The organism is Paenibacillus andongensis (assembly GCF_025369935.1).
In the GTDB taxonomy this organism is placed as follows: Bacteria; Bacillota; Bacilli; order Paenibacillales; family NBRC-103111; genus Paenibacillus_E; species Paenibacillus_E andongensis.
On the sequence record NZ_CP104467.1, the window covers coordinates 4,105,206 to 4,131,025 of the forward strand.

Annotated in this window: 27 protein-coding genes, 3 pseudogenes and 1 riboswitch; of the genes and pseudogenes, 8 read left to right on the forward strand and 22 right to left on the reverse strand. The window is 40.8% G+C overall.

The window, feature by feature from the left end; all coding sequences use genetic code 11:
- Positions 1-173: 173 nt before the first annotated feature.
- Positions 174-683: a GrpB family protein gene (locus tag NYR53_RS18455; protein ID WP_261300712.1), complete on the reverse strand. Its 510-nt coding sequence runs from the start codon at positions 681-683 to the stop codon at positions 174-176.
- A 170-nt stretch (positions 684-853) separates the two neighbouring features.
- Entirely contained in the window at positions 854-1,786 is a 933-nt protein-coding gene (locus NYR53_RS18460) for a DMT family transporter (RefSeq protein ID WP_261300713.1), read from the reverse strand.
- 116 nt (positions 1,787-1,902) lie between these two features.
- Between NYR53_RS18460 and NYR53_RS18465 the strand changes: the two genes are divergently transcribed.
- Complete coding sequence (locus NYR53_RS18465; protein WP_261300714.1) at positions 1,903-3,327, forward strand: aminotransferase-like domain-containing protein; 1,425 nt, start codon at positions 1,903-1,905, stop codon at positions 3,325-3,327.
- 358 nt (positions 3,328-3,685) lie between these two features.
- Here the strand turns inward: NYR53_RS18465 and NYR53_RS18470 are convergent, their stop codons facing one another.
- The gene (locus NYR53_RS18470; RefSeq protein WP_261300715.1) at positions 3,686-3,955 is read right to left on the reverse strand and encodes a YciI family protein; all 270 of its coding nucleotides are present in this window, start codon (positions 3,953-3,955) and stop codon (positions 3,686-3,688) included.
- A 140-nt stretch (positions 3,956-4,095) separates the two neighbouring features.
- On the opposite strand from NYR53_RS18470, the gene NYR53_RS18475 reads away from it, so the two are divergent.
- On the forward strand, positions 4,096-4,908 hold the full coding sequence (locus NYR53_RS18475) for a polysaccharide deacetylase family protein (protein WP_261300716.1): 813 nt from the start codon (positions 4,096-4,098) through the stop codon (positions 4,906-4,908).
- Between the two features lie 108 nt (positions 4,909-5,016).
- Here the strand turns inward: NYR53_RS18475 and NYR53_RS18480 are convergent, their stop codons facing one another.
- The 8 genes and pseudogenes from NYR53_RS18480 to NYR53_RS18515 form a co-directional block, all read right to left on the reverse strand.
- Positions 5,017-6,261 carry a D-alanyl-D-alanine carboxypeptidase family protein gene (locus NYR53_RS18480; RefSeq protein WP_261300717.1) on the reverse strand — a complete coding sequence of 415 codons (1,245 nt, stop codon included), beginning with the start codon at positions 6,259-6,261 and terminating at the stop codon, positions 5,017-5,019.
- Between the two features lie 76 nt (positions 6,262-6,337).
- Complete coding sequence (locus NYR53_RS34660) at positions 6,338-6,553, reverse strand: hypothetical protein (RefSeq protein ID WP_437180052.1); 216 nt, start codon at positions 6,551-6,553, stop codon at positions 6,338-6,340.
- Positions 6,554-6,817: 264 nt separating this feature from the next.
- On the reverse strand, positions 6,818-7,129 hold the full coding sequence (locus NYR53_RS34485) for a DUF1727 domain-containing protein (protein WP_367618674.1): 312 nt from the start codon (positions 7,127-7,129) through the stop codon (positions 6,818-6,820).
- A gap of 615 nt (positions 7,130-7,744) precedes the next feature.
- Entirely contained in the window at positions 7,745-8,371 is a 627-nt protein-coding gene (locus NYR53_RS18495; protein WP_261300719.1) for a CPBP family intramembrane glutamic endopeptidase, read from the reverse strand.
- Positions 8,372-8,648: 277 nt separating this feature from the next.
- Positions 8,649-8,855 (reverse strand): hypothetical protein, encoded by a 207-nt coding sequence (locus NYR53_RS18500; protein ID WP_261300720.1) that lies wholly within the window; start codon positions 8,853-8,855, stop codon positions 8,649-8,651.
- A gap of 85 nt (positions 8,856-8,940) precedes the next feature.
- Positions 8,941-9,360 (reverse strand): GTP pyrophosphokinase, encoded by a 420-nt coding sequence (locus NYR53_RS18505; protein WP_261300721.1) that lies wholly within the window; start codon positions 9,358-9,360, stop codon positions 8,941-8,943.
- Between the two features lie 74 nt (positions 9,361-9,434).
- Positions 9,435-9,998 (reverse strand): MOSC domain-containing protein, encoded by a 564-nt coding sequence (locus NYR53_RS18510; RefSeq protein ID WP_261300722.1) that lies wholly within the window; start codon positions 9,996-9,998, stop codon positions 9,435-9,437.
- Positions 9,999-10,342: 344 nt separating this feature from the next.
- Positions 10,343-10,930: pseudogene (locus NYR53_RS18515) on the reverse strand (GNAT family N-acetyltransferase).
- 410 nt (positions 10,931-11,340) lie between these two features.
- Between NYR53_RS18515 and NYR53_RS18520 the strand changes: the two are divergent.
- The gene (locus NYR53_RS18520; protein ID WP_261300723.1) at positions 11,341-12,552 is read left to right on the forward strand and encodes a cytochrome P450 family protein; all 1,212 of its coding nucleotides are present in this window, start codon (positions 11,341-11,343) and stop codon (positions 12,550-12,552) included.
- Positions 12,553-12,706: 154 nt separating this feature from the next.
- Here NYR53_RS18520 and NYR53_RS18525 read toward each other — a convergent pair.
- A pseudogene (locus NYR53_RS18525) lies at positions 12,707-13,051 on the reverse strand (dihydrofolate reductase family protein); the annotation flags it as partial.
- 166 nt (positions 13,052-13,217) lie between these two features.
- On the opposite strand from NYR53_RS18525, the gene NYR53_RS18530 reads away from it, so the two are divergent.
- The 4 genes from NYR53_RS18530 (at position 13,218) to NYR53_RS18545 (ending at position 15,935) form a co-directional block, all read left to right on the forward strand.
- Positions 13,218-13,526 (forward strand): cysteine hydrolase family protein, encoded by a 309-nt coding sequence (locus tag NYR53_RS18530; RefSeq protein WP_261300724.1) that lies wholly within the window; start codon positions 13,218-13,220, stop codon positions 13,524-13,526.
- A 765-nt stretch (positions 13,527-14,291) separates the two neighbouring features.
- Positions 14,292-14,921 (forward strand): TetR/AcrR family transcriptional regulator, encoded by a 630-nt coding sequence (locus NYR53_RS18535; protein ID WP_261300725.1) that lies wholly within the window; start codon positions 14,292-14,294, stop codon positions 14,919-14,921.
- A gap of 108 nt (positions 14,922-15,029) precedes the next feature.
- Positions 15,030-15,368 (forward strand): YrdB family protein, encoded by a 339-nt coding sequence (locus tag NYR53_RS18540; RefSeq protein WP_261300726.1) that lies wholly within the window; start codon positions 15,030-15,032, stop codon positions 15,366-15,368.
- Between the two features lie 45 nt (positions 15,369-15,413).
- On the forward strand, positions 15,414-15,935 hold the full coding sequence (locus NYR53_RS18545; RefSeq protein ID WP_261300727.1) for a helix-turn-helix domain-containing protein: 522 nt from the start codon (positions 15,414-15,416) through the stop codon (positions 15,933-15,935).
- Positions 15,936-16,021: 86 nt separating this feature from the next.
- Here NYR53_RS18545 and NYR53_RS18550 read toward each other — a convergent pair whose 3' ends face one another.
- The 10 genes and pseudogenes from NYR53_RS18550 to NYR53_RS18600 form a co-directional block, all read right to left on the reverse strand.
- Positions 16,022-16,705, reverse strand: coding sequence for an SDR family oxidoreductase (locus NYR53_RS18550; protein ID WP_261300728.1), 684 nt, complete (start codon positions 16,703-16,705; stop codon positions 16,022-16,024).
- A gap of 37 nt (positions 16,706-16,742) precedes the next feature.
- Complete coding sequence (locus tag NYR53_RS18555; RefSeq protein WP_261300729.1) at positions 16,743-17,195, reverse strand: nuclear transport factor 2 family protein; 453 nt, start codon at positions 17,193-17,195, stop codon at positions 16,743-16,745.
- A gap of 223 nt (positions 17,196-17,418) precedes the next feature.
- Positions 17,419-17,934, reverse strand: coding sequence for a nuclear transport factor 2 family protein (locus NYR53_RS18560; protein WP_261300730.1), 516 nt, complete (start codon positions 17,932-17,934; stop codon positions 17,419-17,421).
- 41 nt (positions 17,935-17,975) lie between these two features.
- On the reverse strand, positions 17,976-18,896 hold the full coding sequence (locus tag NYR53_RS18565; RefSeq protein WP_261300731.1) for an alpha/beta hydrolase: 921 nt from the start codon (positions 18,894-18,896) through the stop codon (positions 17,976-17,978).
- Between the two features lie 18 nt (positions 18,897-18,914).
- Entirely contained in the window at positions 18,915-19,397 is a 483-nt protein-coding gene (locus NYR53_RS18570; RefSeq protein ID WP_261300732.1) for a nuclear transport factor 2 family protein, read from the reverse strand.
- A 556-nt stretch (positions 19,398-19,953) separates the two neighbouring features.
- Positions 19,954-20,714, reverse strand: a pseudogene (locus tag NYR53_RS18580) (cation:proton antiporter).
- A 352-nt stretch (positions 20,715-21,066) separates the two neighbouring features.
- The gene (locus NYR53_RS18585) at positions 21,067-21,453 is read right to left on the reverse strand and encodes a hypothetical protein (RefSeq protein WP_261300735.1); all 387 of its coding nucleotides are present in this window, start codon (positions 21,451-21,453) and stop codon (positions 21,067-21,069) included.
- Between the two features lie 87 nt (positions 21,454-21,540).
- Positions 21,541-21,677, reverse strand: a riboswitch (cyclic di-AMP (ydaO/yuaA leader).
- A 266-nt stretch (positions 21,678-21,943) separates the two neighbouring features.
- On the reverse strand, positions 21,944-22,978 hold the full coding sequence (locus NYR53_RS18590) for a DUF3231 family protein (RefSeq protein WP_261300736.1): 1,035 nt from the start codon (positions 22,976-22,978) through the stop codon (positions 21,944-21,946).
- Positions 22,979-23,251: 273 nt separating this feature from the next.
- The gene (locus NYR53_RS18595) at positions 23,252-23,584 is read right to left on the reverse strand and encodes a branched-chain amino acid transporter permease (protein WP_261300737.1); all 333 of its coding nucleotides are present in this window, start codon (positions 23,582-23,584) and stop codon (positions 23,252-23,254) included.
- A complete protein-coding gene (locus tag NYR53_RS18600; RefSeq protein WP_261300738.1) occupies positions 23,575-24,291 on the reverse strand; it encodes an AzlC family ABC transporter permease in 717 nt (238 codons plus the stop codon). The genes NYR53_RS18595 and NYR53_RS18600 overlap by 10 nt, the downstream gene beginning before the upstream one ends.
- A 109-nt stretch (positions 24,292-24,400) precedes the next feature.
- On the opposite strand from NYR53_RS18600, the gene NYR53_RS18605 reads away from it, so the two are divergent.
- Complete coding sequence (locus NYR53_RS18605) at positions 24,401-25,789, forward strand: aminotransferase-like domain-containing protein (RefSeq protein WP_261300739.1); 1,389 nt, start codon at positions 24,401-24,403, stop codon at positions 25,787-25,789.
- Positions 25,790-25,820: the final 31 nt, after the last annotated feature.

Consider the following 25,820-nt stretch of genomic DNA (forward strand, 5'->3'; position numbering starts at 1 on the left):
TCTAGGTTTATCGATAGATATAAGGCATACTTCGCTTTTTTTTATGAATGTTACAGTTGCTTGATCTTACTTATTCATCAAGTCATTGCCTCCAATGACATATATTTCGAGCCAGTACTGCACTCCCAACATTGTAAAGAATAATCTTGACAAAATCAAAAAAAAAGAAGATGTCAATATTTCCATCCTGCAAGTTTCAATATCCCAGTTACAAAATCACTCTTGGCATTTGAGTAGGCCAAACGATCATTTTGGAATCGATGCGAAAGCTCCATTTTTAAATCACCGTACATTTTAGCGTCCTCCGGATGACTTCTCAAATAATCTCGAAAAAGGATATGACGCTTATATTCGTCGTTTTCAATAGTGCATACATAAAGGTGATGCCAAGTTATGCCATCTGGAGGAATAAAAGCCTCTCGACCTGTAGCTCCTAAATCACCTTCATGTACGTACCCAAGAGTGGCGAGCCTTTGTATCGCTGCATGGATATCACTCTGCTTCGTTACCGCCACGTCAATATCGACAATTGGTTTAGCTGCTAACCCTGGTATGGAAGTGCTCCCTACGTGCTCTATTCTAACTTCAAGGTCGTTTAATACCGGAAGTACTAAGTCTCGTATCTGTTCGAACAAAAGAACCCAACTCGGATCATATTCAACAACTTCTATACTGGACCCCACATTATTCCTCCTCACAACATACTCACAAAATAATTCGCAGGTATTTGGCGTTTTCCTGCTCAACTATCAACAGTTGAACCTATTCTTTCAATATTCACGTTACCTTAATTAACAAAGCAGGTCGCCACGGCGCCTGCTTTGTTGGTCTGTCTATATGTAGAGAGAATATATCATGCTTTAGCCTGACTAACAGGTATTGAGTCTGTTTTCTTCTTATGGATCAATTGCTTTAGACTATCCAGATTAGCACAAACAGTTCCAGCAATAATGGTAATCACTCCTATTGCCGATACCCAAGTGATCGTCTCGCCATATAATACCACGCCGAAAGTGAGAGCAATCATTGGCGAAACATAGAGCCATGTAGTAGGAAAAACGGGATTCGTTTTAGCAACAAGCCAATAGAAAAGACTGTGTCCTACCATCGAGCCGATAACGATTAAGTATAAAAGAGATCCGATCGCCCTTGTTGTCAGCATGCTCTTGATGTCAACGTGTTCCGTGAATAATGACAGAATAACTAGCAGCAGGCCTCCGTAAATCATTTGTGCCGCGTTAAGCGCAATTGGCGATGCTTGCGGGAATCGCTGAATAACCCTTTTTGAGTATAAAGCTCCCGAGGAATAGAATATCTGTCCGACCATAATAGCGACGCATCCAATTATCCACCTTATGTTAGCGGTTATTGTAAGGTGTGGAAGCAATAACAATACGATTCCAACGAATCCGAGGATGCAGCCGAAAACGGAACGTGACGATGTCTTCTGCCTCAGGACAAGTGTTTGCAGTACGAGCATCATCATGGGAGCCGTAGCTGATAAAACGGCAGCGAAACCGGAAGAGACATATTGCTCAGCCCAGTACAATGTTGAGAATGTACCGAAAGTCAGACCTACTCCCGTTAGCAGCATTTCTTTGTGAATGAATAACGATAAGTTGGCCTTTTTCTTCCATACCATCCAAAAGAACAAGATCAAGCCTGCAAGGAAAAACCTTAATCCCGCAGAGAAGAAAGGCGGCGTTGAAGCGTCGACACCTACCTTTATCGCTAAAAACGTTGTGCCAAAAATGAGACATACGAGCAAGTAATTGAAAATAATCATGGATGTTCCCCCTCTTGGTATGTATTATACAAGGGAGACAATAGAACAGATGCAACATAGCAGAACAGATTACTTGGGCATGATATATAATAAGTGAATTAGGAAGTGAAAAACGTATGAAGAACACGCACACATCGAAAAATGATACTAAGCTACTTTTTAAACAAACATACGATTATATCATCACCAGGATCGAGCGTGGAGAGTTGAAAGCACATGACAAACTCCCTTCGATTAGACTGCTTGCCCAAGAGCTCCGGGTACACCGGTTAACGGTGTTTCGAGCGTATCAGTTGCTTAAACAAAACGATAAGGTCTACGTAAAGGAGAAATCGGGTTATTATGTTTGTCCAGAATTCACTGAACATGTTATTTCAGAGTATACAGAAAGAAGCCCTATCGCCTCTTCCGGCCACTTAAAAAATTCCTTATCTGAAATTCAACAGGTACCCGTTATATATCAATTTTCCCAATCACTGATCGATCCGAATTTACTGCCGAATCTTTACCTATCCGAATATGTTAAGAAAGTTTTCGACATCTATCCGAAATTGATGGGAACCTACTCCAATGTACAAGGGGATGAAGAACTGCGTGAATTCCTTTGCCAATACATGAAGCGTCATCACAGTATTCAACTAACAGCAAGCGATCTATTAATTACAACTGGGGGGCAACAGGCAATTGACCTCATTTCTCGGGTATACATCAGACCGCTGGATTTCATCTTGGTAGAAAGGCCGACATATAGTGCCGCGCTCGATATTTTCCGCCAACAGGGTGCACGGTTTATTCCTGTCGATATTTACCCCGAAGGCTATGATTTGGAGAAAGTCGAGATACTAATGAAACAGTATCGACCCCGTATTTTTTATATGAATCCTACTTTTCATAATCCGACAGGGTACACGGTTCCCACAGACCAACGCAAGCAGCTTGTTGAACTGGCTGAACGCTATCGTTGTTTATTAGTAGAAGATGATGCCATTCACGAGATGTATTTCGATCAGCCGCCTCCTCAGCCCATTTTTTCTTACGATACAGATGGTTGGGTCATTTATCTTCGCAGCTTCAGTAAATATGTGGCACCTGGTCTACGGATTTGCGCCGTCATCGGCCGCCCGTCCGTGATAAAACCACTAATTACCGCAAAGTCTTTAGCTGATAACGGGACCCCACTGGTCAACCAGAAAATTTTTCTACACTACTTCGAGTCAGAACGGATTAAGCAACACTTGGAAAAACTGCGCATCGCCCTTCAAATAAGAAAAGAAATTGTGGAGGAGGAGTTGTCCGCTACCGGATGGAGTTGGGTCAGTCCAAAAGGAGGCTTCAATTTGTGGCTTAAGCTGCCCGAAGCACTGCCTGTGGAAGAGCTTTTGAACGAAAGTGTCCGGCAATCGGTCTCTTTTGTTCCGGGCGTGATCTGCGATCCGCTCAGAGAGAGGCGGTCTTGGATCCGTTTAAGCTATTCATTCGTCAATGAGGGGCAATTGCGGGATGGAGTCAGGCTCCTTGCAGATATCGCTCGGAGATTTTGATCACAAAACGGCTAAAAAAAGTCCCTCCTAAGGCTAAGCTTGAGGGCGGGCCCCATAGGCACCTTCACCACCTAAAATATACGTGAGAAAATGTGAGCAATGTTTCAAAAGCGCAGTGGAAAGAGCCTAACAATAAAAAGCCCAAGCGCAAACTTCGCCTGAGCTTCAACAGATTAGGTAAATGTGGCTCCAAAATTGCTATATCCAGATAAGCGACACACAGCACTCACATACCTGGTACACCACTCCATCAATCTTAAGCGAACCTGCCACATCTCATTTTCATCAATATGACCGACTCCACATGTATCAAATTTGGTGCTATCCAAGGTTGCTGGTCTTGGATAACTTTCACATTCTAGGATAGCATGTTATCGCCCCAATCCTTGATCTGGTACTCTTTCACGGCGCCTTCCAAGTAGAACGGATCCGACTTGGCGAATGCCTCGGCTGCGGCCCGGTTGCGGAAGAGCGCCATATTTCCGCCTCCCAGATCGGTGAAAGGCCCTACCCCAACAACTTCGCCTCGGGCAATAAACTGATCCAAAAATGCTTTGTGACGAGGAAAGATGACCATAACCTCATCGCGGGTCTTTCCTGCACTGGTGCCAATTACTGCAAACAACATTTTTATACTCCTCCTATTAAGGTATAACCATTGGTTAAAATATATCATTATTCTGTTTCTTTCACAAAATGTACACTTAGCCTTCGTAAATCTCTGGTATATAATAGGATATGACCCTTATTTCAAGAGAGGACACACCAATGAATAGGTCATCAAAATATATGATTATCTCAATTCTATTACTTACCATGACTACAGCTTGTGCAGCAAATGAAAAACAGGCGAATTCTACAATTCCTATTCCATCTCCTGCAATTGCTGGCACGATAACTCAAGATCAAGATGTGCGTATTTCTCCTTCCACGACTCTAATAAATAACAACATGAAATCACTGTATTATGCAGGTCCTGAACAAGGGAAACAAGTGGCACTTACTTTTGATGATGGACCTGATAATCATTTCACCTCGCAAATTTTAGATTTACTTAAAAAAAATAACGTTAAAGCCACGTTTTTTATTGTAGGTGAAAAAGCTAAAGCAAATCCTGAAGTTGTGAAGAGAATTGTAAATGAGGGCCACGTCATTGGTAATCACTCTTGGGATCATTCAAATTTCACTAAAATGAGTACCGAAGAGATGAATCAGCAAATAAGCAAAACGCAAGATGAATTGAACGCTATCGTTGGTTTCCGTCCTACTTTGTTCCGACCACCCTATGGTGCTCTTAACAACGCGGAAGTTATGGCCATTTCTTCAATGGGACTAAGCATCATCGATTGGTCTGTTGATACTAGGGATTGGGCTGGAACGTCTACACAACAAATTCTGAAAAATGTAAAAAAAGAATTGAAACCTGGTGGAATTATTTTACAACATTGTGCAATCGGAAAGAAAGAAAGTTTATCAAATACGGTGAATGCCCTTGAACAAATGATCCCTCTTTTAAAAAATGAAGGGTATACGTTTGTAACAGTTCCTACTCTACTATCCTTACCTAATTCTCAAAAGTAAGTACACAAAATAATGAGTCGCAACAGGCTATCTGCCCACGCGGCTCATTATTGTTCAATTATTGCTCATTTCTAGAAATATTTTAATTAAATCCTATGCCTACTATACTCAGGCATCATAGTTGTTCTGAGTGAATGTTGAAATTGACTTTTGTTGTTTGCGCTTTTGTATTAGGATGATTGAGCCCATTGCAAGAAGCAATAGGCCAGCAACCACCCAATAAGGCCAATTTGTTGATGATGATTGACTCACTTCTTTATTGTTTGGTACAGGATCAACATGAATGACATCTTTGGCTGAAACAATGGGGATTTGCATCAGCATCTCCCCATTCTTTTTAATTTGATAATCGCCAATCACCTCACCGGCAGCGATCGTTTTTTGCCAACTTTGCCACGGCGTAAAAACAGGTGAATACGTATAAACAGCGGCATCATCTTTTCGTTTGGTCAAAACATAGGAATTCCCCAGCACGCCTTGCACGTTCTCACCATAAAAGGTCGTCTCACCGGCGATATCCCCTTTCTTAAAAATTTGCTGCACATCCAGATGATCGAGTCCATAATTTCCTATCGTTTGCACGTCTTGATATTCATTTCCCCGCGACGATTTCATGACAACTGCGATGACTGTTTTATTGTCTTTTTTCATATATTCAATTAACGTGTTTCGAGCTTGGTTAGTAAAACCCGTTTTCCCTCCCAATGCTAGTGGGTTCTGAAAAATGAAGCTGCGATCTTTTATAAGTACAGACCGTTGATCCGTCTTCACCACTATCTTTTCGGTTCCCATTGCTTCCATTATGGCGGGATATTTCATAGCTTCTTTGGCAAGCAGAGCCAAATCATAGGTAGTTGTATAATGCCCTGGATCGTGCAGACCATTAGGTGTTACGAAATGCGTATGTGTCATGCCGATTGACGCTGCCTTTGTATTCATCATCGCGGCAAAAGAAGCCTCATCGCCTCCAATATGTTCGGCTATCATCATCGCTACATCATTGGCCGAGATCACGAGCAGTGCCCTCAAGGCTTCTTCTTTTTGCATCTTCTCGCCCACTTTTAAATTGAATACAAAATTGCTTACTTCTTGCTGCGTGGCTTTTTTGCTGGCCGTCATCCATTCACCGTCCGCCATATGATCTTCTAGGAGAATGGCAGTCATAAGCTTCGTTAAGCTAGCTGGAAATGCTTGTTCATCTTTGTTTTTTTGAAAGAGTACCTCTCCAGTCGAGCTATCAATCACAACACCAGTGCCACTATAAATAACTGGAGAATTGGCCTCTCCATAAGCAATTCTTACCTGGCCTAACACAGTTGCAAGCATGACGATGATAAACACCACTCTCTTCATTTCAAATCCTCCCGAATAATAGCAATAACTATTTGAAAATACGACGTATTTGATTTCTGAACACATACGAGATTTATTATAGGCTCTGTTCCTTAAAAACAAATGAAAACAAAAAAATCCCCATTTCAGGGGAGCTGTGTTCAGCCGCGTTATTGGTAAAACAAATTTTTTCCGCATATTCTTTTGCCTCATATTCTTGAGAATCATCAAGTTCTATAAGTTCTTTTTTTCCATATTTTCTTTCAATCGCAGCAGCAATGATATGATCCGTTATGGATGGATTTTTCGGCAAAATTGGACCATGTAGATAAGTTCCAATGACATTGTGATAGATAAGGCCTTCTGTGCCATCTTCCCCATTATTACCATAACCTTTGATGACTTTACCTAGCGGTTTATAAGAGTGATAGGTTCTCCCATATCTACGGACGTTAAGTTCATGTCATTTATCGATTTTATATCTACAATCAAATGAATGCCTCTCCATTCGCAGCGCTTTTGAAGAGCAATCACATTTCCTCTATCCCCATATAGATTTAATCTATCCGGGAATAAATTATAGAGTATAAGATTCATTTTCCTTCTTTATACTCCTATCCGTGTGCTTTTTCACCTCTTTTAATGCTATATAGGTTGGTAATAAGTATGTCGGCATCGGTTTACTAAAAGCATATTGTATCGCTTTCTCGATAGATGGAATTTTAATAACTTTATAAGGATCAATCCCAGCATATTTAAGACGAAGCGTAATATCTGTTGTTCGGCTGCCCGAGCAAATGATTCTTTGGATATCTTCCCTTTGCAAGCATTCAAAATCAATGTCCCAGATCCATGAAATATCTTTCCCATCCGCAATAAAATCATTAATAAAGAAACAATTTGCTTTTCATAATGAGTGGAGAGAATCTCTGTTAGGGAAACATTCATACCAGAAGGATTTTTATTGAGATTAACGATATATGGAAATCCTTTATAAAAAAATAACTCCATTCGTCCATTGGCCAAATGAAAATTATGCAAGGAATCTTTTATGTTTTTATCCTGAATACCAAATTCTGCAGCACAAGTAATAGCAGCCAATGCATTATTAAGATTGCTCAGACGAAATACAAAAGGATCATCCGCATTTAATATCATTTTCGTTTCGATAGGATGAATTGCCTTTTCAATATCTTTGATGAGCATATCTATCTCCCCGTAACGGTCCAACTGATCACGAAAAAAATTAGTAATGATGAGCATTTGCGGTAAGATTTGTTTCAAAATAACAGGAAGACTTGCCTCGTCAATTTCCAATACATGATTACCACTAATCGACTTAATTTACCTGCGGTCTTACCGCAAAGGATGGCGACATTTTTTTTATCATTTTTCCTACTCCCTTAACAATTTTAACAGCCGCCTAAAATGTGAACGAAAATTAATCTGGCGAAATCAATGAATGAATCAATCAATCAATAAGCAACCTATTAAAATTATTTGATCATAGGATATATTTAAAATAGAGCAAAATAATACCTATGTCTGCCAATGAATGGCTGATAATAGAAATCCACAATGTCCTGTACTTGATAACCATCCACCCCCATATCATTCCTGTAAGAAAGACCATTAAAAAAAAGACTACAGGGTACGGCTCTTTAAACATAGGGAGTAAAACCAGAAAGTGGTAAAGGCTATAAAATAAAGAAGAGATAATTACCTTATACTTTATTTGATCAAGCTTTTGAAGTATAAACCCACGCCAATACATTTCCTCCAAAACAGGATTCACCAAGGTAAGTACCAAAACAAGAATCACCGTATATTTCCCGGTGAACCCCCAACTTTTCAACAAAAACTCCAGCTGTGAAGATTCAAATAGTTCATTATGAAGAAGTGCTCCTCCAACAGAAATTATTACTAAAAAAAACGCTCCAAGGCCTGCCCCTATACTGATAATAAACAGTGCGGTTTTATTCGTTAGGTATCTCAAACCTATCGGTTTAAAAACAATGGTGATGAGTAAGAGCCATCCATAGAACAATGCGAATGTAACAGGCACGCTTTGAAAAATATATAAGCCAGCAAAAATGAAGAAAGTTGGTGCAAATAATAAAAGAAGAGTCATGTTCAACCACCTATTATTGATCTAGGAAATCTTAGCTTCATCCTGAATAAGATTCATGTTAACTCAGCTCCTAGTTAAAAATAAGTACTAACTTTGCCTAGTACCTTTCTATAAAAGATTCGCTATTTCCCGTCTCTAACCTCGATCCAATCCTTTAAATACCAAAATTACCCAATCGCACCTAGCTAAAGTACTAGTTGATGATTTTAAGCTATCTTGCCCGTAACATTAAATAACAAAAAGAGGAGCTGCCGCGATGCAAGCTCCCCATCTAATTTCATTCAGTTATTGACTTTAAATCACTTACATCTAATAGTGCTTCTCTATTTGTATCATGATATACAACCCTAACTTGTAGTTCATAATCATCATTCAACTCGAAAGAAAGGATGGTGCATTTCCTACCACGATTCTTCGTTTTTCTTGGATTATCTGGAGCAAAAACATAGGAACCTCCGATAGTAAGATTAACCGTATCACTCATTACATCTGCAATCCTCTCATGCTGTATTTAAAGTTATTCTAGTGACTTCTCCCGACTAAACAATGCTTCTTCATCTGGAACCATATTAGAATTTCAACTCCGCAATAGCCTTTTTGTACCTATCAATCCTTGCATAGTCTTTATCTGTTGGGTTAGGGATTCGAGCAATATCACTGTTATCTTCTAGATCCAGAATCTTCACTTTCGTCGCCAGGGGGTTTAATTTGATCCTCTTGATAAAGTCATCATATGATTCATCTGCTCTTTTTGTTAGACAATCTAAAGCTTCTATAATATCCATGCTAAAACCTGCATTTTTTAAATCAAATAGAGTAGTATCTGAATCTTCTACAACATCATGTAACATTGCTACAATGGATTCTTCTTCGGTGCTGGCTTTAGTTGCTAATCTGGCAGGATGTAATATGTATGGATTTCCACCTTTATCTATTTGACCATCATGAGCTTTTGCGGCAATTAGAATTGCTTTAGTTAAAGTACTCATTTTCACAACTCCTCAAATAGTTCTGATATATTTGTTCTTGTCTTGTTCCATGTTAGCGTATCGCTCGTTAAGTTCTATACTCGTTCCAGAGGACGAAACGGTTCAGGAGGCAGGACAATTTGGATTGTGTCTTCAACCCATATTTCTCCCCCAGTTAACACGATACCCATTATACCAGCCTTTCGGATTAGGTTTCCACTCTCATCGTGATCCAGAACCGCACTCAATAGCCCTGACTGGAAATTGTCAATTTGTGAACATGGATTGCGAAGTCCCGTGATCTCAATAACTGCGGTTTCACCTATTAACAGCTTTGTTCCTGTTGGCAATCCGAGCAAGTTTATTCCTCTTGTTGTAATATTTTCACCCATCTGCCCAGGCTCGACATGAAAACCAGCACTTCGTAGTTCATCGAACAACTCCGAATGAATGAAATGAATCTGGCGAAGGTTGGGTTGATTCGGGTTTTGTGCTACTCGTGAACGATGCTTTACGGTCAATCCCATGTGTGCGTCGCCTTCTACTCCCAGACCAGGTAGAAGTCTGATAACGTTGACAGTTTGTTTACTAAACGTATGCTTTTCACTACGACTAACTGATACAACTTCTCCAACTTTAGATCCAAAGTTATTTACCATTGAAGATCGCCTCCACGCCAGATTCACGTTCATTTGGTTTTTTTGAGCTTCGAATTAAACTTTGCTCTCCATATTGTAATCCCACTCTTAATTCTGTATTTACGTTGAATAAATTGTTGATTTTTATAAACGTTTTTTTTGAAGTTTTCTCAAATAAGAGTAGCATAGAAAAACAATAATGTAGTATATAGGAAATAGAACTAATCCTACAAATGTAATGAATAATACCATGGCAACCTTCTTGCCTTCATTGTCCGAGTCAAAATTAATAAATCCATATGCAACCCACATTAGCCACGCTAACGTTAATATAAATCCAATTTTGTATGGTAGTTTCAATTTGGCTACACCTTAGCTTCCCACTCACTTTTACCAAGCATGTAATAATTATATCTCTCGTTATCTAGCCCGATAACGCCTTGAAAATTAAACCCGCATTTTTGTATGACTTTATTTGACGGTACGTTTCGTAAAAGAGCAATAGCATTGAGCATCTCAACGTTCGTATTCTCAAATCAATACTTGATTAACCCCTTTGTAGCTTGCGTGGTATAATCTTTGCCTCTATGATCCTTTGAGATTGCAAACAAGATCTCTCGGTTTGGAGCCGGCAATTCCTGTTTAATTCCTGTACAGCACCAACCGATAAAATCTCCCGTTGCTTTCAATATGATTCCCAGCCGAAGACGAAGTTCACCTATGCCCCCACCTTCGGATACGGTATTTAGAAACTGTTTGTTTCCAGGTATTTCATAATTCATTAACCAATCTTCCCGTTGTTCTTTAGTTACGTTCCAACCAGGCAAGTATTCGTGTATTTCAGGTTGCCATGTTAAAGAATGAAATTGATTCAGATCATCAAGTATGTACTCTCTTAGGTAGACATCCTTACATTCAATAGTAAAGAAATTTTTATCGGTCAACGACTTCACCCAATCAAATGGTATTTGTTTCCATAACTATTGTAACATATCGTGTTACTGTCGTAGTTGATATGGTTTAGTTATTACTAAACTATCCTGCACTTCCCTCGGTTTTAAGGGTTTATCTCACATATTCTCACTCATTCGCAGGATTTCATCAAGCCAATTGGCCAAGTTATGGTCCATCGCTTTAATTTTTCGAATCCTTCAATTGTATTTGAGAATGTAAGATGTACCCATTTCATAGCAAATAGTCGCATTCAAATGCTGGAATATTTTGTATGCTTAATTCCTGCCCTCCCAAAGCATCGTAAAGAGAATTCCCGAATAGACGATTGTAGTTCTACATTGATTTGGTATAAAATACCAATTAGAGGTTGGAAAACCTTTAAATAAATGGGACTGGAGTGATGTATTTCATGCTTTCTAATGCAAACCTTGATCTGTCGTCGCCTGAGTTCAAAAAAAATGCCCACGAGATTTACAATCAACTCAGGCAAAATGATCCGCTTCACGAAATTGCAATGCCGGATGGTCAGAGGGCATGGCTCTCCACACGCTACGACGATGCCGTACAAATATTGAAAGATGACGAACGTTTTACGAAAAACTTGCAATCTCTTTCCCCTGAAGAATATGCGGCGATTATGCCCAAAAAGGAAATGGATCTGATCAGCAAACAGATGCTCTCCAGCGACCCACCTGATCATACCCGTCTTCGTTCCATCGTATCCAAAGCTTTTTCACCCCAGATGATTGAAAACATGCAGGAGGAAATTCAGCGGATAACCGATGATCTAATCGACCGAGTTCAGGAAAAAGGGAGCATGGAGGTTATCGAAGACTTTGCCTTTCCGCTTCCAATTATCGTGATCAGCCAGATGCTGGGAATTCCAGAGAATGATCATCATCTTTTTAAGAAATGGTCCAGTGACTTCATTAACGCTGCCAATGATCGTAATAAGATGAAAGAAGCATTCCCTTCCATCCAGGCTTTTGGCCGTTATATCGAAGAACTCATCACCGAGAGAAGGAAGTATCCCGGTTCCGATTTGATCAGCATGTTAATCCAAGCTCACGATAGCAGAGATAAGCTGACTGCTGAAGAGTTGTCCTCTACGATTTGGCTGCTCATTGTCGCCGGGCATGAAACGACTGTCAATCTGATCGGCAACGGATTGCTCGCATTACTTGAAAATTCGGAGCAATTTCGCTTATGGCGTGGCGATCCGGCCTTTTCCCAATCGGGCATCGAAGAATTGCTTAGGTATTACAGTCCCGTCGAAATCGCCACATCCCGTTGGGCTAGACACGACTTTACTTGGCATGGCAAAAATATCGGTAAAGGCGATTTGATTTTCGTAGGCTTGGCAGCTGCCAACCGCGATCCCGAGCAATTCGAGAATCCCAACCGGCTGGATATTACAAGAAAGAAAAATAAGCATATTGCTTTCGGAAACGGTATTCATTTCTGCCTCGGGGCCCCACTTGCCCGATTGGAAGGAAAGATCGCTTTATCGACATTGCTTCGACGATTGCCTAACCTGCGTATTGACACAACTTCTGAGGAACTTAAATGGCGATCGGGCATCTTGATGCGAGGTTTAGAGCGGTTTCCGGTCACATTTTGAATTTCTCGTTAAATATTCTAAAGAGTACACAATTATTGCATCAAGCGTGACCAAACCAACAGTTAAACACCAGACAACGGCAGCCGATTGTGTGCCGGCTGCCGTCATGTCGTGATTGAACTCGTTACCCGTAATCCATTTTAGGAGACAAAGGTCATCTAACCGACTGGTAAACGAGACCTATGGCTCCAGAATCAAAGGTCTTGTTTTCGATAAGTTTAAGATTGACCTTCTCCTTGAGACCTTGGAATAACGGCAACCCGCTTCCGATCAGGATTGGAGAAACCGTAATTTTATACTCATCGATTAAATCAAGCTGCATAAGGTGGTGTGCGATCCTAGGACTGCCGAGGATGACCATATCCTTGCCTGGCTGCTGTTTGAGGTTCTTGATCTCTTGCTCAACATCTTCTTTCACCAGTCTGGAATTGTTCCATTCGACTTTGTCCAGCGTTGTGGAAAAAACGATTTTGGCTGTCTTATCGATCCACTCGGCATTCAAAAGAGCACTCGGTTCCAATCATCTTCCTACAGACGAATCATGAGAAGTCTACCGATTCCGAAGCTTGGCTTTCTCGCTTTCCAGATGGTATAAACTCGATTTGCCACACTGGGAGCTGGGGAGCGGAATTTACGAAGTTGCGCCCCAGTCTGACGACATCATCGTGAAGAAGCATCGTTACAGCGGGTTCGTACATACTAGGCTGGAGTCCGTATTGCAAACTCTTAAAATCGAAACCTTAATCATAACAGGTGTCAGCACGAATCTTTGTGTAGAATCAACCGCCAGGGAGGGATTTATGCTGGATTATCGGATCGTGCTCATGAAGGATGCTTGCGCGGCTTTTTCACAAGAAGAACACGATATGAGCTTAAAAACCGTAGACACCTATTTTGGAATGGTAGCGGATACGGAACAAGTTGTTTCCTTTTGGCAGATTCACCCGACCTATTCTCCCCAGCTTATTACCTAAACGATTGATGGACTTGCCCGGCCCGCATCATAGGTCGGGTTCTTTATTATGAATGAGCAACTTATCCGCTCCGATAAGATCTGGGTACATAAACTTTCACATGGTCAGAGACAAACGCAATATTCGGAACTGGCATATACGAATAACTGTTATCTCCAAATGGGGTGGAAACCACCTCGACATCTTGGGGACTAAGCGCGCCTAAATGTTCTCCTACAGAAACATCTGGTGTGGTATAAAGCTGCGTCGTGTCCAAAAGACTAATTGTCGCAGGCATTCCCACTAGTAGTCTTGACTCATTCGAAGCAATTGCCAAGGCGCGTGGTAAACAATTGATTAGCGAAAATCCATAAACAATAGAATTTGAAAGACGATTTCATTCCCTGTCGATTTATCATTCAAGGGAGTATTGGACTCCCTAAAGACAAAATCCATTCCCGAAATATCATCAGGTAATGTTGGCGATACAACGAAGTTAAATGATAAATGCCCTGAACTACCTCCTCCACTATCTATGCGATAATGGTAAATTTCTCCTAGATACTAATCGAAATATCTTGTTTTATTCGACCTCAATGAGTGGTCACTCCTTATATCCCAATCAATATTAAAGGTTAGCTGGAAGTAAGCAGCCTGGATCGGCTTCGCGAGCAAATGCTCCTAGTTTAGGACCAAGCTCATCAGAGGAAATTGTTGACAATTAGGTAACCGTCGGTTATGTTATAACCACTGGTTACTTAATTCTATATAAAAGAGGTTACGAGGATGATGACAAGACATAAATTACGTTCGGAGGAGACGAAACAAGCGATTTTGTTCGCTGCGGGAAAGCTGTTCGCCGATCGAGGCTATAATGGCGTGACGATGAGAGAGATTGCGAAAGAAGCTGACTGTTCCCACACAACAATCTACATCTATTACAAGGATAAAGAAGATCTCTTGCATGCGCTGTCCATGCCTCCACTGATTGAACTGAAGGAAAGATTTAATGTGCTTACTAAACAGAACGACCTCTCGCAAGAAGTAAAGCTCATGGAAATTAGCATGGAATTCATCCGTTTCTGCTTTCTGAACAAATCCATTTACCATGTTATTTTTATCACAAAAGGGACGAGAGTGGACGAAGAGAATCCGGAACTAGAGCTTAACAGGATTCGCATCGACATATTCAAGCAGATTGGGCAGGTTCTTCAAGAAATTTTTCCCTTTCCGCCGAACCAGGATCAGCTGTTGAAATTCAATCGAATTTATTTCTATATGTTGGACGGTATCGTCAGCACGTACTCGCAGACCGAAGAGTCCCCTAATGACCTAATGAATCGCTTGAGCTCAACTTTCGAGGAAGCTTTTGATTCACTTCTCAACGGCTTTAAATTAAAAATGACAATGTGTTGATCATCCAGAAACGCAGTTGAGAGAATTGATCAATGACTTGCAACAAAAGGTGGAGGTATAGGGGATGAATAAATTAATTAAATTGCAGAGAATGGAAATAAATCACACATGGTAATTATCCAAAACGTGCTCGATGCGATGTGCTTTATTCTGGAAATCACAGCTTTCACAGTCTTTGGCTACTGGGGATATCGTGTCAAGGCGAGCATGCCGATTAAAATCTTGCTTGCGTTGAGTACCCCGATAATTGTCATCTTTGCATGGGGTACCTTTCTCGCGCCTCACGCTTCGATCCCTTTGCCTTTATGGATAAGTATTATCCTGCAATTAACCGTATTTGTTTTAGCTGCACTCTGTTTGTATGCATGTAAGAGGAAAGTCATGGCAATCATCTTCATAAGTATTGCCTTCTGTACGACACTGCTTGTCTATGTCTTGCAATACTAAAATTTTTCATGCATCGCAAGCACTACACAGCATATCAAGAAAGGAATGAGCTATACAGTGCTTACGCCAAATCGTGACATAACCAGTGCAGCCCTGAATTGGGAGCATCTGCAGTGGTTGGCGGAGGAAGTACAGACGAGTGGCGCGAAGGGCAAATTGTATGCCGACTCGTTAGTAAACCTGCTCACCTCCCATCTGCTGCAGACTTACTCCTCGATCCAAAAACAACCACCTACCTCGAGCAGCTTGACCATACGCGAAATAGGCAAGCTCATTGATTATATGAATGCAAACTTGGATCGCGATATATCCATTGCAGAACTATCCTCTTTTGTCCATATCAGTCCTACACATGTCAACAGAATGTTTAAGCAAGTGACTGGCTTTACTCCCTACCAATATTTCCTTCATCTGAGAATTGAGAAGGCTAAGGAGCTTATGAAGAGGAAGCAGCTAGTCTTGTCGGAAGTAGCGCTGCTGCTTGGCTTCGCTAATCAAAGCCACTTTCACAGACACTTCAAAAAGGCCACCGGACTTACACCGCGCGAGTTTGAAAAGAATTGTTGAACTAATGTTTTTTTATAGCACTTAAAGTATCGCGGAATGCGAACTAAAAAAATGGGCTGCCAAACGTAATCGTCTGGCAGCCTGTTTTACGATCCATCGGTTTTCAATTGCGAGAAGCGTTCAGACCAGTCTATTAAAGGGCTTGAGTTTGCTCTCTCGTCATTGAAGATTTCAAACGTTTTTGCACGCGCCTCCAGAGACAATGAAGCTTCTGCGCATATTCGTGCCACATCAATCCTGGCAATGCTGCCATTACCGGTATCTCCTTGCTCCAAACGAACGGGTTGAGAGGCTTCGTTGGTCAGCCAACTTGGACGCACGATCGTATAAGCTATACCGGAATCCCGCAAAGCTTGTTCCGCCTGCCCTCTCCAGAAAATAATCTCTTTTACTTCCGGATAAAGCTCCGGTCTTGTGATGTAGATCTGCGTAACCAACACAACATGTACTTCCAATTGCAGTTCTTTCACAATTTCGATAATATTCAGTAACCCGAGGTAGTGGACGTTCTTGGGACTATTGGGAGAATTGGGGCTCTCATCCGACTCTACAATGATGATTATAGCTTTACTGTCGGCAAGCAGTTCTTTCATCCCCTCTTTCTGATTAATATCGCCGTACCGATAATGGATGAAAGAGGAGGCAAGCGCTCTTGCTTTGTGTGGATCTCTGGTCGCTATCACGACGGATTCCCCTTTATCGGCCAGTAGGGAAGAGATTAAACTTCCCGTTCGACCTGTTCCACCGAAGATCTTAATGGATTTATTCATTTCATCACCTCCATAACTACTGATTTTTCCGGAAATTCTAATCCTCGCTTCTAAGTCGAGCCGGAACGGGTTTAAGTTCGTCCCCCCAAACCTTCCAAAAGAATTGATCGGCTTCGTGTTGATCTGCAGCAAAATTTTGGGCTTGCTTAATTCGTCCGTTCTCAATTTGATAGACAAGAACCCAGTTCATATCCACTTTATGTTCACCGTACTCCCCCCAACCACGATGTACATCGACCACATGATTCTCGCTGGCGGAGAGCGAAATCACCTCGGCTTTAAAATTTGCTTTGGCAATGGTCGCAAAATAATCAACAATCTCATTCGCGCCTTTCTTCACACCTGCCAGCGGATGATGTCCTGGAATTATCCAAGTCACATCTTCAGCTAAAATTTCACGCTTCATTGTTTCCAAATCTCCACTTCCATAACATGCGAAGAATCTCTGAACTAATTCCAAATTTTTGTTCACTTCTTGAATCATTTTCATCCAGCCTCTCTTAATTAAATAATCTTAACTATCAAAACTCTTAAGCTCTTCTGAAATTACCAGTCGATGCGATTCCCATCCCTGAAAAAGCATCCCGTCGGACCATTTGAATCAATGCGATTTTTTGACGATTGGCCGAGTATTTATTTGACATCGAATTTATCAATTTTCCCCTCTTCTGATTCACAACGTTGCCGATAGCTTCGGCGTCGGTTGTCCTCATTTATGCATATTGTAAATCGGCACTTATGATCTTTCCGTCTTTGAACTCAAACGTATAATAAGCCTTAAAACCCTTGGAGCCTTTGGGGGCGAAATGAACAAGCATGCGAACACCCTTTGGCTTCGGCTCATTTTCCAAAACCTCCAAGGTTCCACCCATCACTTCGTTTTTTCCCCAGAATCGTATTTCTTCCCAACCTTTAATCTGTCGTTTGACATCCGTAATTACCGCTTCTTCGGCAAAACTGTTTACGAGAGCGTCAAGGTCGCCATTATTGACGGCATCTACATATGGTCTAGCTTCGGGCGGCGGCAATTCGTACTTTTCTTTGTTCTCATTCTCCGAACCTATTTGGGTTTGAGCTTCGGCGGCGGCTTTTTCCGTTTTTACTGCAGTTTGTGAAACTTCATGGGACGGCGATTTCGTTACAGCATTTATTGGTGCCTGATTGCAAGCAGACATAGTAAAACTCAATAACATAATCATAAGCCCATTTAATGAAGAAAATTTTTCCATATACCCAGCGCCTTCATTTACAATATTTACATGTGATCAAATTACACTTTTCGAGAGGTGTTTTGAAGGTGTTCATGAAACCAGGCCTCGATCTGTCTTACCGCTTGATCTACATATTGGTCTTGATCATAAAGGTCAATATGATTCGTCGTTTCGATCCAGTGAATGCGTTTTTCCGCTTGCAAATGATCGTAGAAGTTTTGGGCGCCATTAGTTGTACAGTATAAATCGTTCGTACCATGTACCACAAGCGTAGGCGCTACAATATCCCCGGCGAAATCGATCGAATTGAAATTCAGAAACTCCTCGAAACTCATGACTGCAAATCGGTTTCGGTAATGCGGAGAAAATCCTCGCGCCGTTCCGTAATAGTCATAAGGCTCGTCACCTGGCATAGCCACGTTAGTCTCGGTTGGGTCTTCAGAGATACTAGGAATATACTCCACAACACCCGATTCCTCATATTTTCTCTGCGCAGCACGCGATAGCTCGACTTTGGTGCGATATCCTTCTTCGCCAAGCCACGCTTTCATTACATTAGGATCGTGATAAAAACCAGCCACAGTCGCCAAAGCTTTAATACGTTTATCAAGCGCCGCAGCCTTTGCCATGAATCCCCCGCCGGCACAAATGCCGACAGCGCCGATATACTCGGGATCGACATCATTACGGGATAAGAGGTAAGTAACCGCATCCCGGAGGTCTTCCACTTTTTTGCCCGGGGCTTCGAACTGCCTGGGCTCACCCTGACTTTCACCGTAAAAACGATGGTCAAACGTTAAGGTCAAGAACCCGGCATCAGCCAGCTTTTTGGCATAAACTTCAACCACCTGATCTTTAAGTCCAGTCATCGGGCCTTCAAAGACCAATGCGGGAAGCTTACCGCCTCTTACAGCGCTTTGTGGCAGGAAAACTTGCCCCACAACTGTCAAACCATCTGCTTGAAACGATATTTTCTCCATCTATATCAACTCCCTTTTTTAAATATTTAGCTGTTGACTTGCCAAGTTCATAATATTTTGATTGCCATTAGCCCATACAGCAGTCATGACCAGTTCAGATATTTTCCATTGGGTGTTTTCCTTAACGAAGAGGAACAAGTATTTCCCCCCCAAAGTCCACTGACTTCCGCCAAAAGGATTCGGAAATTCATGCTGTGCTTGAAAGTATGCACGGCATGTTGCTTGATGCTCGTTATCGAAGTCGATGATATGATTAGAAATCAAGTGCTGTGTCGCCTTTAATGGCGTTAATACTTTATTCCAACTATCCATAAGTACGTTTGCCGGGATCGTGACCGGCTCGCCTCCAGCCAAGGATGTATAGTCAACCTTCACTTCTTCTGTGAAAAGCTGCTGCAAATCCTCCCATTGCCGATGGTCGGCGTAATAAGCAAATTTGGACACCGTTTCGATAATAGCCATTTTGTTCATCCAGTCGAATTGTACTTGTGTGTTGTTCATGTTTCATACCTCCTGAGCTTAAATGAATATTAACTTCGCTTCGCTGACCATCTATTTCATTCAAAGATTCATTGGGACTCCTCCTCGCGATATCGGAATTATTTTATTTCTATCTCAGAATAACGAATCCATAATCCATTCTCTTGCACATTACATTCTTGTTTTTGTACAAAAAAACCAAATCAGAGGAAATTTTCATTCTGGTCAAGACCCCATTTTGTAAACAAAGAAAAAATACCTAGGAAGAAAAGAGGCCACTGATAAACTTATGGTTTTTGAGAAATGGCTACCCCGAACAAAACAAAAGACGATTGCTATTCCTAATTTTAGGAATAGCGATCGTCTTTTCGCTGTTCATTCAAATATTCATGAAGTGTTCCAAATCAATGCACGCAAACCCAAATTTGTCAGCGAAAAAATCTACTTTCATATAAGGCAGACCTTCCTTCCTGAACCCCACCTGCTCCTCTTCATCAACTGCGCCTCATCCCTGAAATCCAGGGCTAGGCTCACATCCTTAACCGTGTGGAGCACAAGGTCCGCTCATTTCGCAGAGCTAAGACGGTTTCGTAATGCTCATAGAGAAGATCATTGGAGATAGCACAGAAGTAATGATGGCGATCACAATGACTGCATCTTGAATTCCCTTATTAATAACTCCCAATCTCATGCCGATCGATGCCGCAACAACGATTAATGTCATACGAGATGATAGCAAGAATCCGCCTGCCAGAGCCTTCCGCCGACCATGACGAAGAAAATAGGAATAATCAAGCCATAGCCTATCCCTTCTAACTGCTCCTTAAACGGATGATGATCATGTAGATGAAAACTTGCTAGAAGAAACCCAGCCAAAAAACTGCCTAGAATAACCTCCGAACCTGTCATATCTGTGATGATTCCATAAAGGCCGAGAACAGCCAGCAGCCCCTGCAATCGGACGACGGAATTTTTGTGGAATTCCTTATGCCAAAATGAGGTTTTCCTCAATCTGATTATGGCCTGATAGATAATTACGGATAAAGGCAGAAGCAAACCTACGGAAGCCTGACGCCACGTAAATCCAGTATGGTAGGATCCTCCAATGATAGAAAGAATGATCATAGTGAGGAGATCGGCGATAATTGCGGACGTTAGAAGCAGTTGGCCATATTGGCTTTTGATTACTCCCGTTTCCTTGAGGACCGGCATTACAATCCCGAGTGAGGTTGTCAAAAGAATAAGCGTTATCATCCAGGACTTTGTTAAGGGGTCTATTTGGTGAATTCTTATTCCTAACAGAAAAGCCAACAAAGTGGTCCCTACAAAGACTAACAATCCGATAATAAGAGGGTTTTGCCCGATCTTCGGAAGGAATCCGGAACCCTTTCATTCTGCTAAGTAGCATTTGCACGACAAATATACATAGAAACAGCCAAAAAAGAGGTAATAAAGCACCATGCCCCATACTAATAATAAGTCCCCCCATTCCTTATTAAGGTATGCTAGTCCGATTCGTTATTATAACTACCCGCCTCCACTTTTGCACTAAATAACCGAAGGATTTTGGACTCATTTTTCCATAATCCCACCCTTTAGTTCAATTAAAAAAGCAGGCTGCCTCAGCTGCCTGCTTTATTTCAAGTATCGTTTTCTGTCGAAAAAACACAGCTTTCTCCTTCAACGAAACTCATATAATACTGCTTTTTATGTACTCTCTGAGGCAAGGATACGGACCACCAAAAATATGAGCCATGGTTACGATAAATTTGTGATGTTCCTTCAAAATTTTTAAAGAAATGCCGACGCGATTGGCTAGTAATTGTTGAACCGCTAATTCCCTTTCCATACTTAGTTGGTTTAGTAAGTCATTGTTTTGTCCGACTGTTTTGCTTATTTCCAATAAAGTCTGTGTTTCGACGCCAGATGGCCTATACGCCAAATTGGAAAATTGAATGTCGAACTCCTCCAGCCGTCGCTTTAAGTGAAGAATCTCTTCTTGACGTTGTACAGAAGTGTTTGATCTTTTCGATTGAAAAAGGTTCTTCACCTCTTTGGTTACTCTCTTAAGAAGCATGTCTAGTTCCTCCTTTTTTCTCTTGAACGAAAAAAGGAAGCGAGGGAATAAAGCCCTTAAATATAAAGGACCCATTTAATGTTTCTATCATTTTCTTTCTACGCTGACGAAGTTAGCTGACGGATTCGGGTCGAAAGTTAACCCTAACACTTAAAAAATGTACTCACCCCAGAAAACTTGGTTCCCCCGCTTCTTTAATCTAAAGAATTAAGCGTAGTATGATTATTCTTATTTTATCAATTTACCCCAATACATACTTAGAAACAATAGTAATATTTACTTATATTTTTATGTCTATTCTCAATTAATAGTTCTATTAAACTGTATCGGGCCAATTATACGAAATTCCGTTCACTGCGGTACTGACCGTTTGGAACCAGCTTTCAAAAGAAAAGTATAAAGAGGACCCGCCACGGCTGATCCTCTTTGTAGACTATTTGGCGGCGAAGATCCCGTATTTTAATGTAAACTTGTTCTTATACATTTGATGCTAAGCATCTCGGCCAGATGCATGTGGTGGCTGCTCCATCCACTCATGATTTATCATTAGTTTGGCTCCATCCTCTGCGAAACGTCCTACGTCCAATAGAAATCCTGCATATTTCGCCGCAATATCATGCCTTCCGTCAACAGCTAAAGAATTACCATACGATCTGATCTTCATCGAAAACATATCCACCTTATGAAATACCATCAATTTATCTGAAAATGGAGAAAAAGAAGAATTCGTTACTAAGTGGTCCAATGCGGGATGGGACTGCAATCCTTCATCTTCAAGGAGCTGGCTCCAAGTTTCTATATGGTTCGAGGTGATTTTCTCACCTCTATGTAGAAATTCTCTAACCTCATCTAATTTGGTTACTTGTCTGAATCCGATGAGTAAGGATTTGCTTGTCACATTATTTTGAATATTATCGTAAAGGTGGGTAATTTCTAATGCGTGAAGTGGTCTGACATGTCCTAAGAAACCGTTAAGGTAACTTTGTTTTTTCACAATTTCTATCTTTTTCGGGATCGGTATGTAAGGAGCTTTAACGAATGAACCTTTTATGATTAAAACGTCGTTGACCTGATTTATTAGTTTGATTGTCACTTCCAAGCAGTTTGTAAAAAATGTTCTCACATCGTGTCTACTCATTAGTGGTACAGCAATTGCATAAATGCTCATCCCGGCTTTTGCTGCATACTTCAAGTAATGAAGATAAAATTCATCCGAGAATAGCCGAGGCGCCCCTAAGTTTACATCGTCTTCAGTGAAACCAACAGGAACAGGATGATTCTCCTTGTTTAATATTTCTTTGATGGTTTGAACCATTTGTTCAGATAAAAATAGCGCGTATTCTACAGTTTTTTTTATTTCTTGATCCTCAATATTTTGAAGAAAATAGCTCAAAACACATTTGGCCATTGAATTCCCAATATAAGTAGCCCAAAGTTTTCCAACTTCAGCCGAAGTTAATTTTTCGTCCATTTTTGTCTTGTTTGTTCTTGTGGAGATTAACTTTATCGGTTTTATAGCTTCCATTTCATCCCCCATTTATGGGTATTTTTATTTTTAATTTTATTTTTATTATTGTTATCCAGTCTGCTATATATATATTCATCGTAGCATCCGAAGCTTGCTGTATTGCACGCTCAACTTTGCTGCCCTTTAATTTATATTCGTCAAATTTTTAGCAGTAATTCCTCGGACTAAAGCCTCTGCCATTGAACCTACCCCACAGAAACAAATGTTCAGTTTTGAAATCGATGGTACTTGTTCGGTTCTTGATTGGAAGGCCATTATTATTCCTCACTTCTAAAATATGAATTGAATCAAAAACATATAGACGAGAGTACCGCTTGCTATGGATAAAAACATATTCCTTTTCCAAATATGCAGCAAAGCAACGACAACAATTGAAAACAATTCGGGTACACCATGGTCACCGGATAAAAATTGGACATCTTTGATATTATAGACAACTAGTAACCCTAGAGCTGCTGAGGGCAATACTTTGCCGAGATACTGCACATAACTTGGAGTGGTCCGACCCGAAGGAAAAATAATAAATGGAATAAATCTGGTCATCATGGTTCCCAGAACAACCATTGCTATCGTAATCATTCGCTCTATTAAAGTCATTGACATATACGTTCACCTGTTTTCTCTGGCTGCATCCTCATCAAAGTAAGTAAGAAGAGAATGATGATCATGGAAGGGAGGATAAAGCTGCCACTGTTAAAAATGAAAAGGCATATAAGTGATACTCCTAGACCCAATAACGCACTTTGATGTGCTGTCTCTTTCATCCATTGTTCGATAAAGATAACAACAAATAGTGCCGTCATAACAAACTCAAGCCCTTCCAAATTTAAGTGCACTAGCGATCCAAAAAGCCCGCCAATTGAAGCCCCAAGTACCCAATAGCTATGATTAAGCACGGTGACGAAGAACATGTACCATCCTTTATTCACCTCTTGCGGTATATTTGCTGTGTAATTAATGGAGAAAGATTCATCGCTTAGACCAAAAATCAGATAAATCTTTTTTAGTCCGGTCCCTCTGTACTTTTCAAGCATAGATATCCCGTAAAAAAGATGACGCGCGTTTACCATTAAGGTGAGAAACAGTGCGCCTAATGGATTAAAAGCGCCAAGCAACAGATTGACAGCAACAAATTCCATCGAACCTGCAAAAATAAGTAGGCTCATCAGGAAGGAATACCCCGCACCAAAACCCGATACGTTCATAAAGATCCCGTAAGCAATCCCCAAGAATAAAAAGCCAGCCAGAATGGGGACAGTAGAGGGAAAGGCCGCACGAAATGCCAATTGAAGTTCTTTTTTATTACTCATGGATAGTTCGCATCTCCTCAGCACGATTACTTTTCCATGTTATTTTAGCAGTGCAAATCCATACAATCAACGATATAATTGTATGTATTACAATTGTGTGAGGTACAACATGCCGATAAATTCCTTCACTGATTACCCCATGTCGTGGAAACCCGAGAGAAACGCATTGAAACGTCCACTCTATCTTTCGCTCGCCTTATTACTAGAACATGACATTACAAACGGATTTTTAGCTCCCGGTACAAAACTTCCGCCACAAAGGGAGTTGGCCGATTTTTTAGATGTCAATTTTACGACCATTACACGTGCTTACAAACAATGCGAACTTAAAGGCTTAATATATGCTGTTACAGGGAGCGGTACATTTGTTTCACCCAACGCGGCACGCTCTATCACAATTTCAAAAGATAAAATTTCAAATGAATGTATTGATCTCGGCTTTGTTGCATCTTTTGAGCAAACGAATACTACTGTCGCAGAGGCTGCAAAGAAAGTAATGGAGAAACGTTATTTGGAGCAGCTCTTTAATTACAATGATCCTACAGGAATTCCACATCAAAAAATAGCGGCACTAAATTGGATGAAAGCTTTTGGCATCCATGCTGATACAGAAAATATGGCCATTGTTTCAGGAGCACAGAATGCGCTCGCCATTACGTTGTTAGCTCTATTTGAACCAGGAAATCGGATCGCTGTCGACATTTATACCTTCTCAAATTTTATTGAGTTTTCGAAAATGTTTCGAATTAAGTTAGTTCCAATTCCAGGTGACGAGCACGGCATGCTCCCTAATGAGCTTGAAAATCAGTGCCTTCAATTGGATGTACACGGCGTATTTTTGATGCCTTCTTGTTCTAATCCCACTACTGTTATGATTCCAGAATACCGAAAAAAAGAATTGGCTGCTATTATTCGAAAACATAATTTGATTTTAATTGAAGATGATATTCATGCCTTTCTGTCAGCTGGTACAATAGAGGATTATGGTCAACCTATGTTTCAGCTTCTCCCGGAACAAACGGTTTATATTTGTAGTACCTCCAAGTCCATCTGTTCTGGCCTCCGAGTGGCATATATGGTGTTTAACGATGCATTTAAATATAAGATTATTGAGGCCATTTTTAATATTAATGTCAAGACCTCTTCCTTAGATGCCGAGATCATAACCGAGCTGATTTTATCTGGTAAAGCAAATGCCATTGTTGCGGAAAAGAAACAGCTAGCGCAGTCTGCAAACCATTTATTTTCAGAGATTTTCCCACAGCCTCTCCCTACTAGTCATCCACTAAGCTTTTATAGATGGCTTCCCTTATCGGGCAATGTTAATCGAACGGAGAGTTACTTTCTGAACAAAGGGATTCGTGTTTTTCACTCAGATCGCTTCTTAAGTGGGGCAAGTACACATGACAATTATTTGAGAATTGCACTTGCATCTACCAATTCTCTGGAAGAATTAAAAAGAGGATTGGAGATCTTGAAAGAAAATCTCGGAATTTAAATATGCACAGAGACTCGATCTTTTAATAATT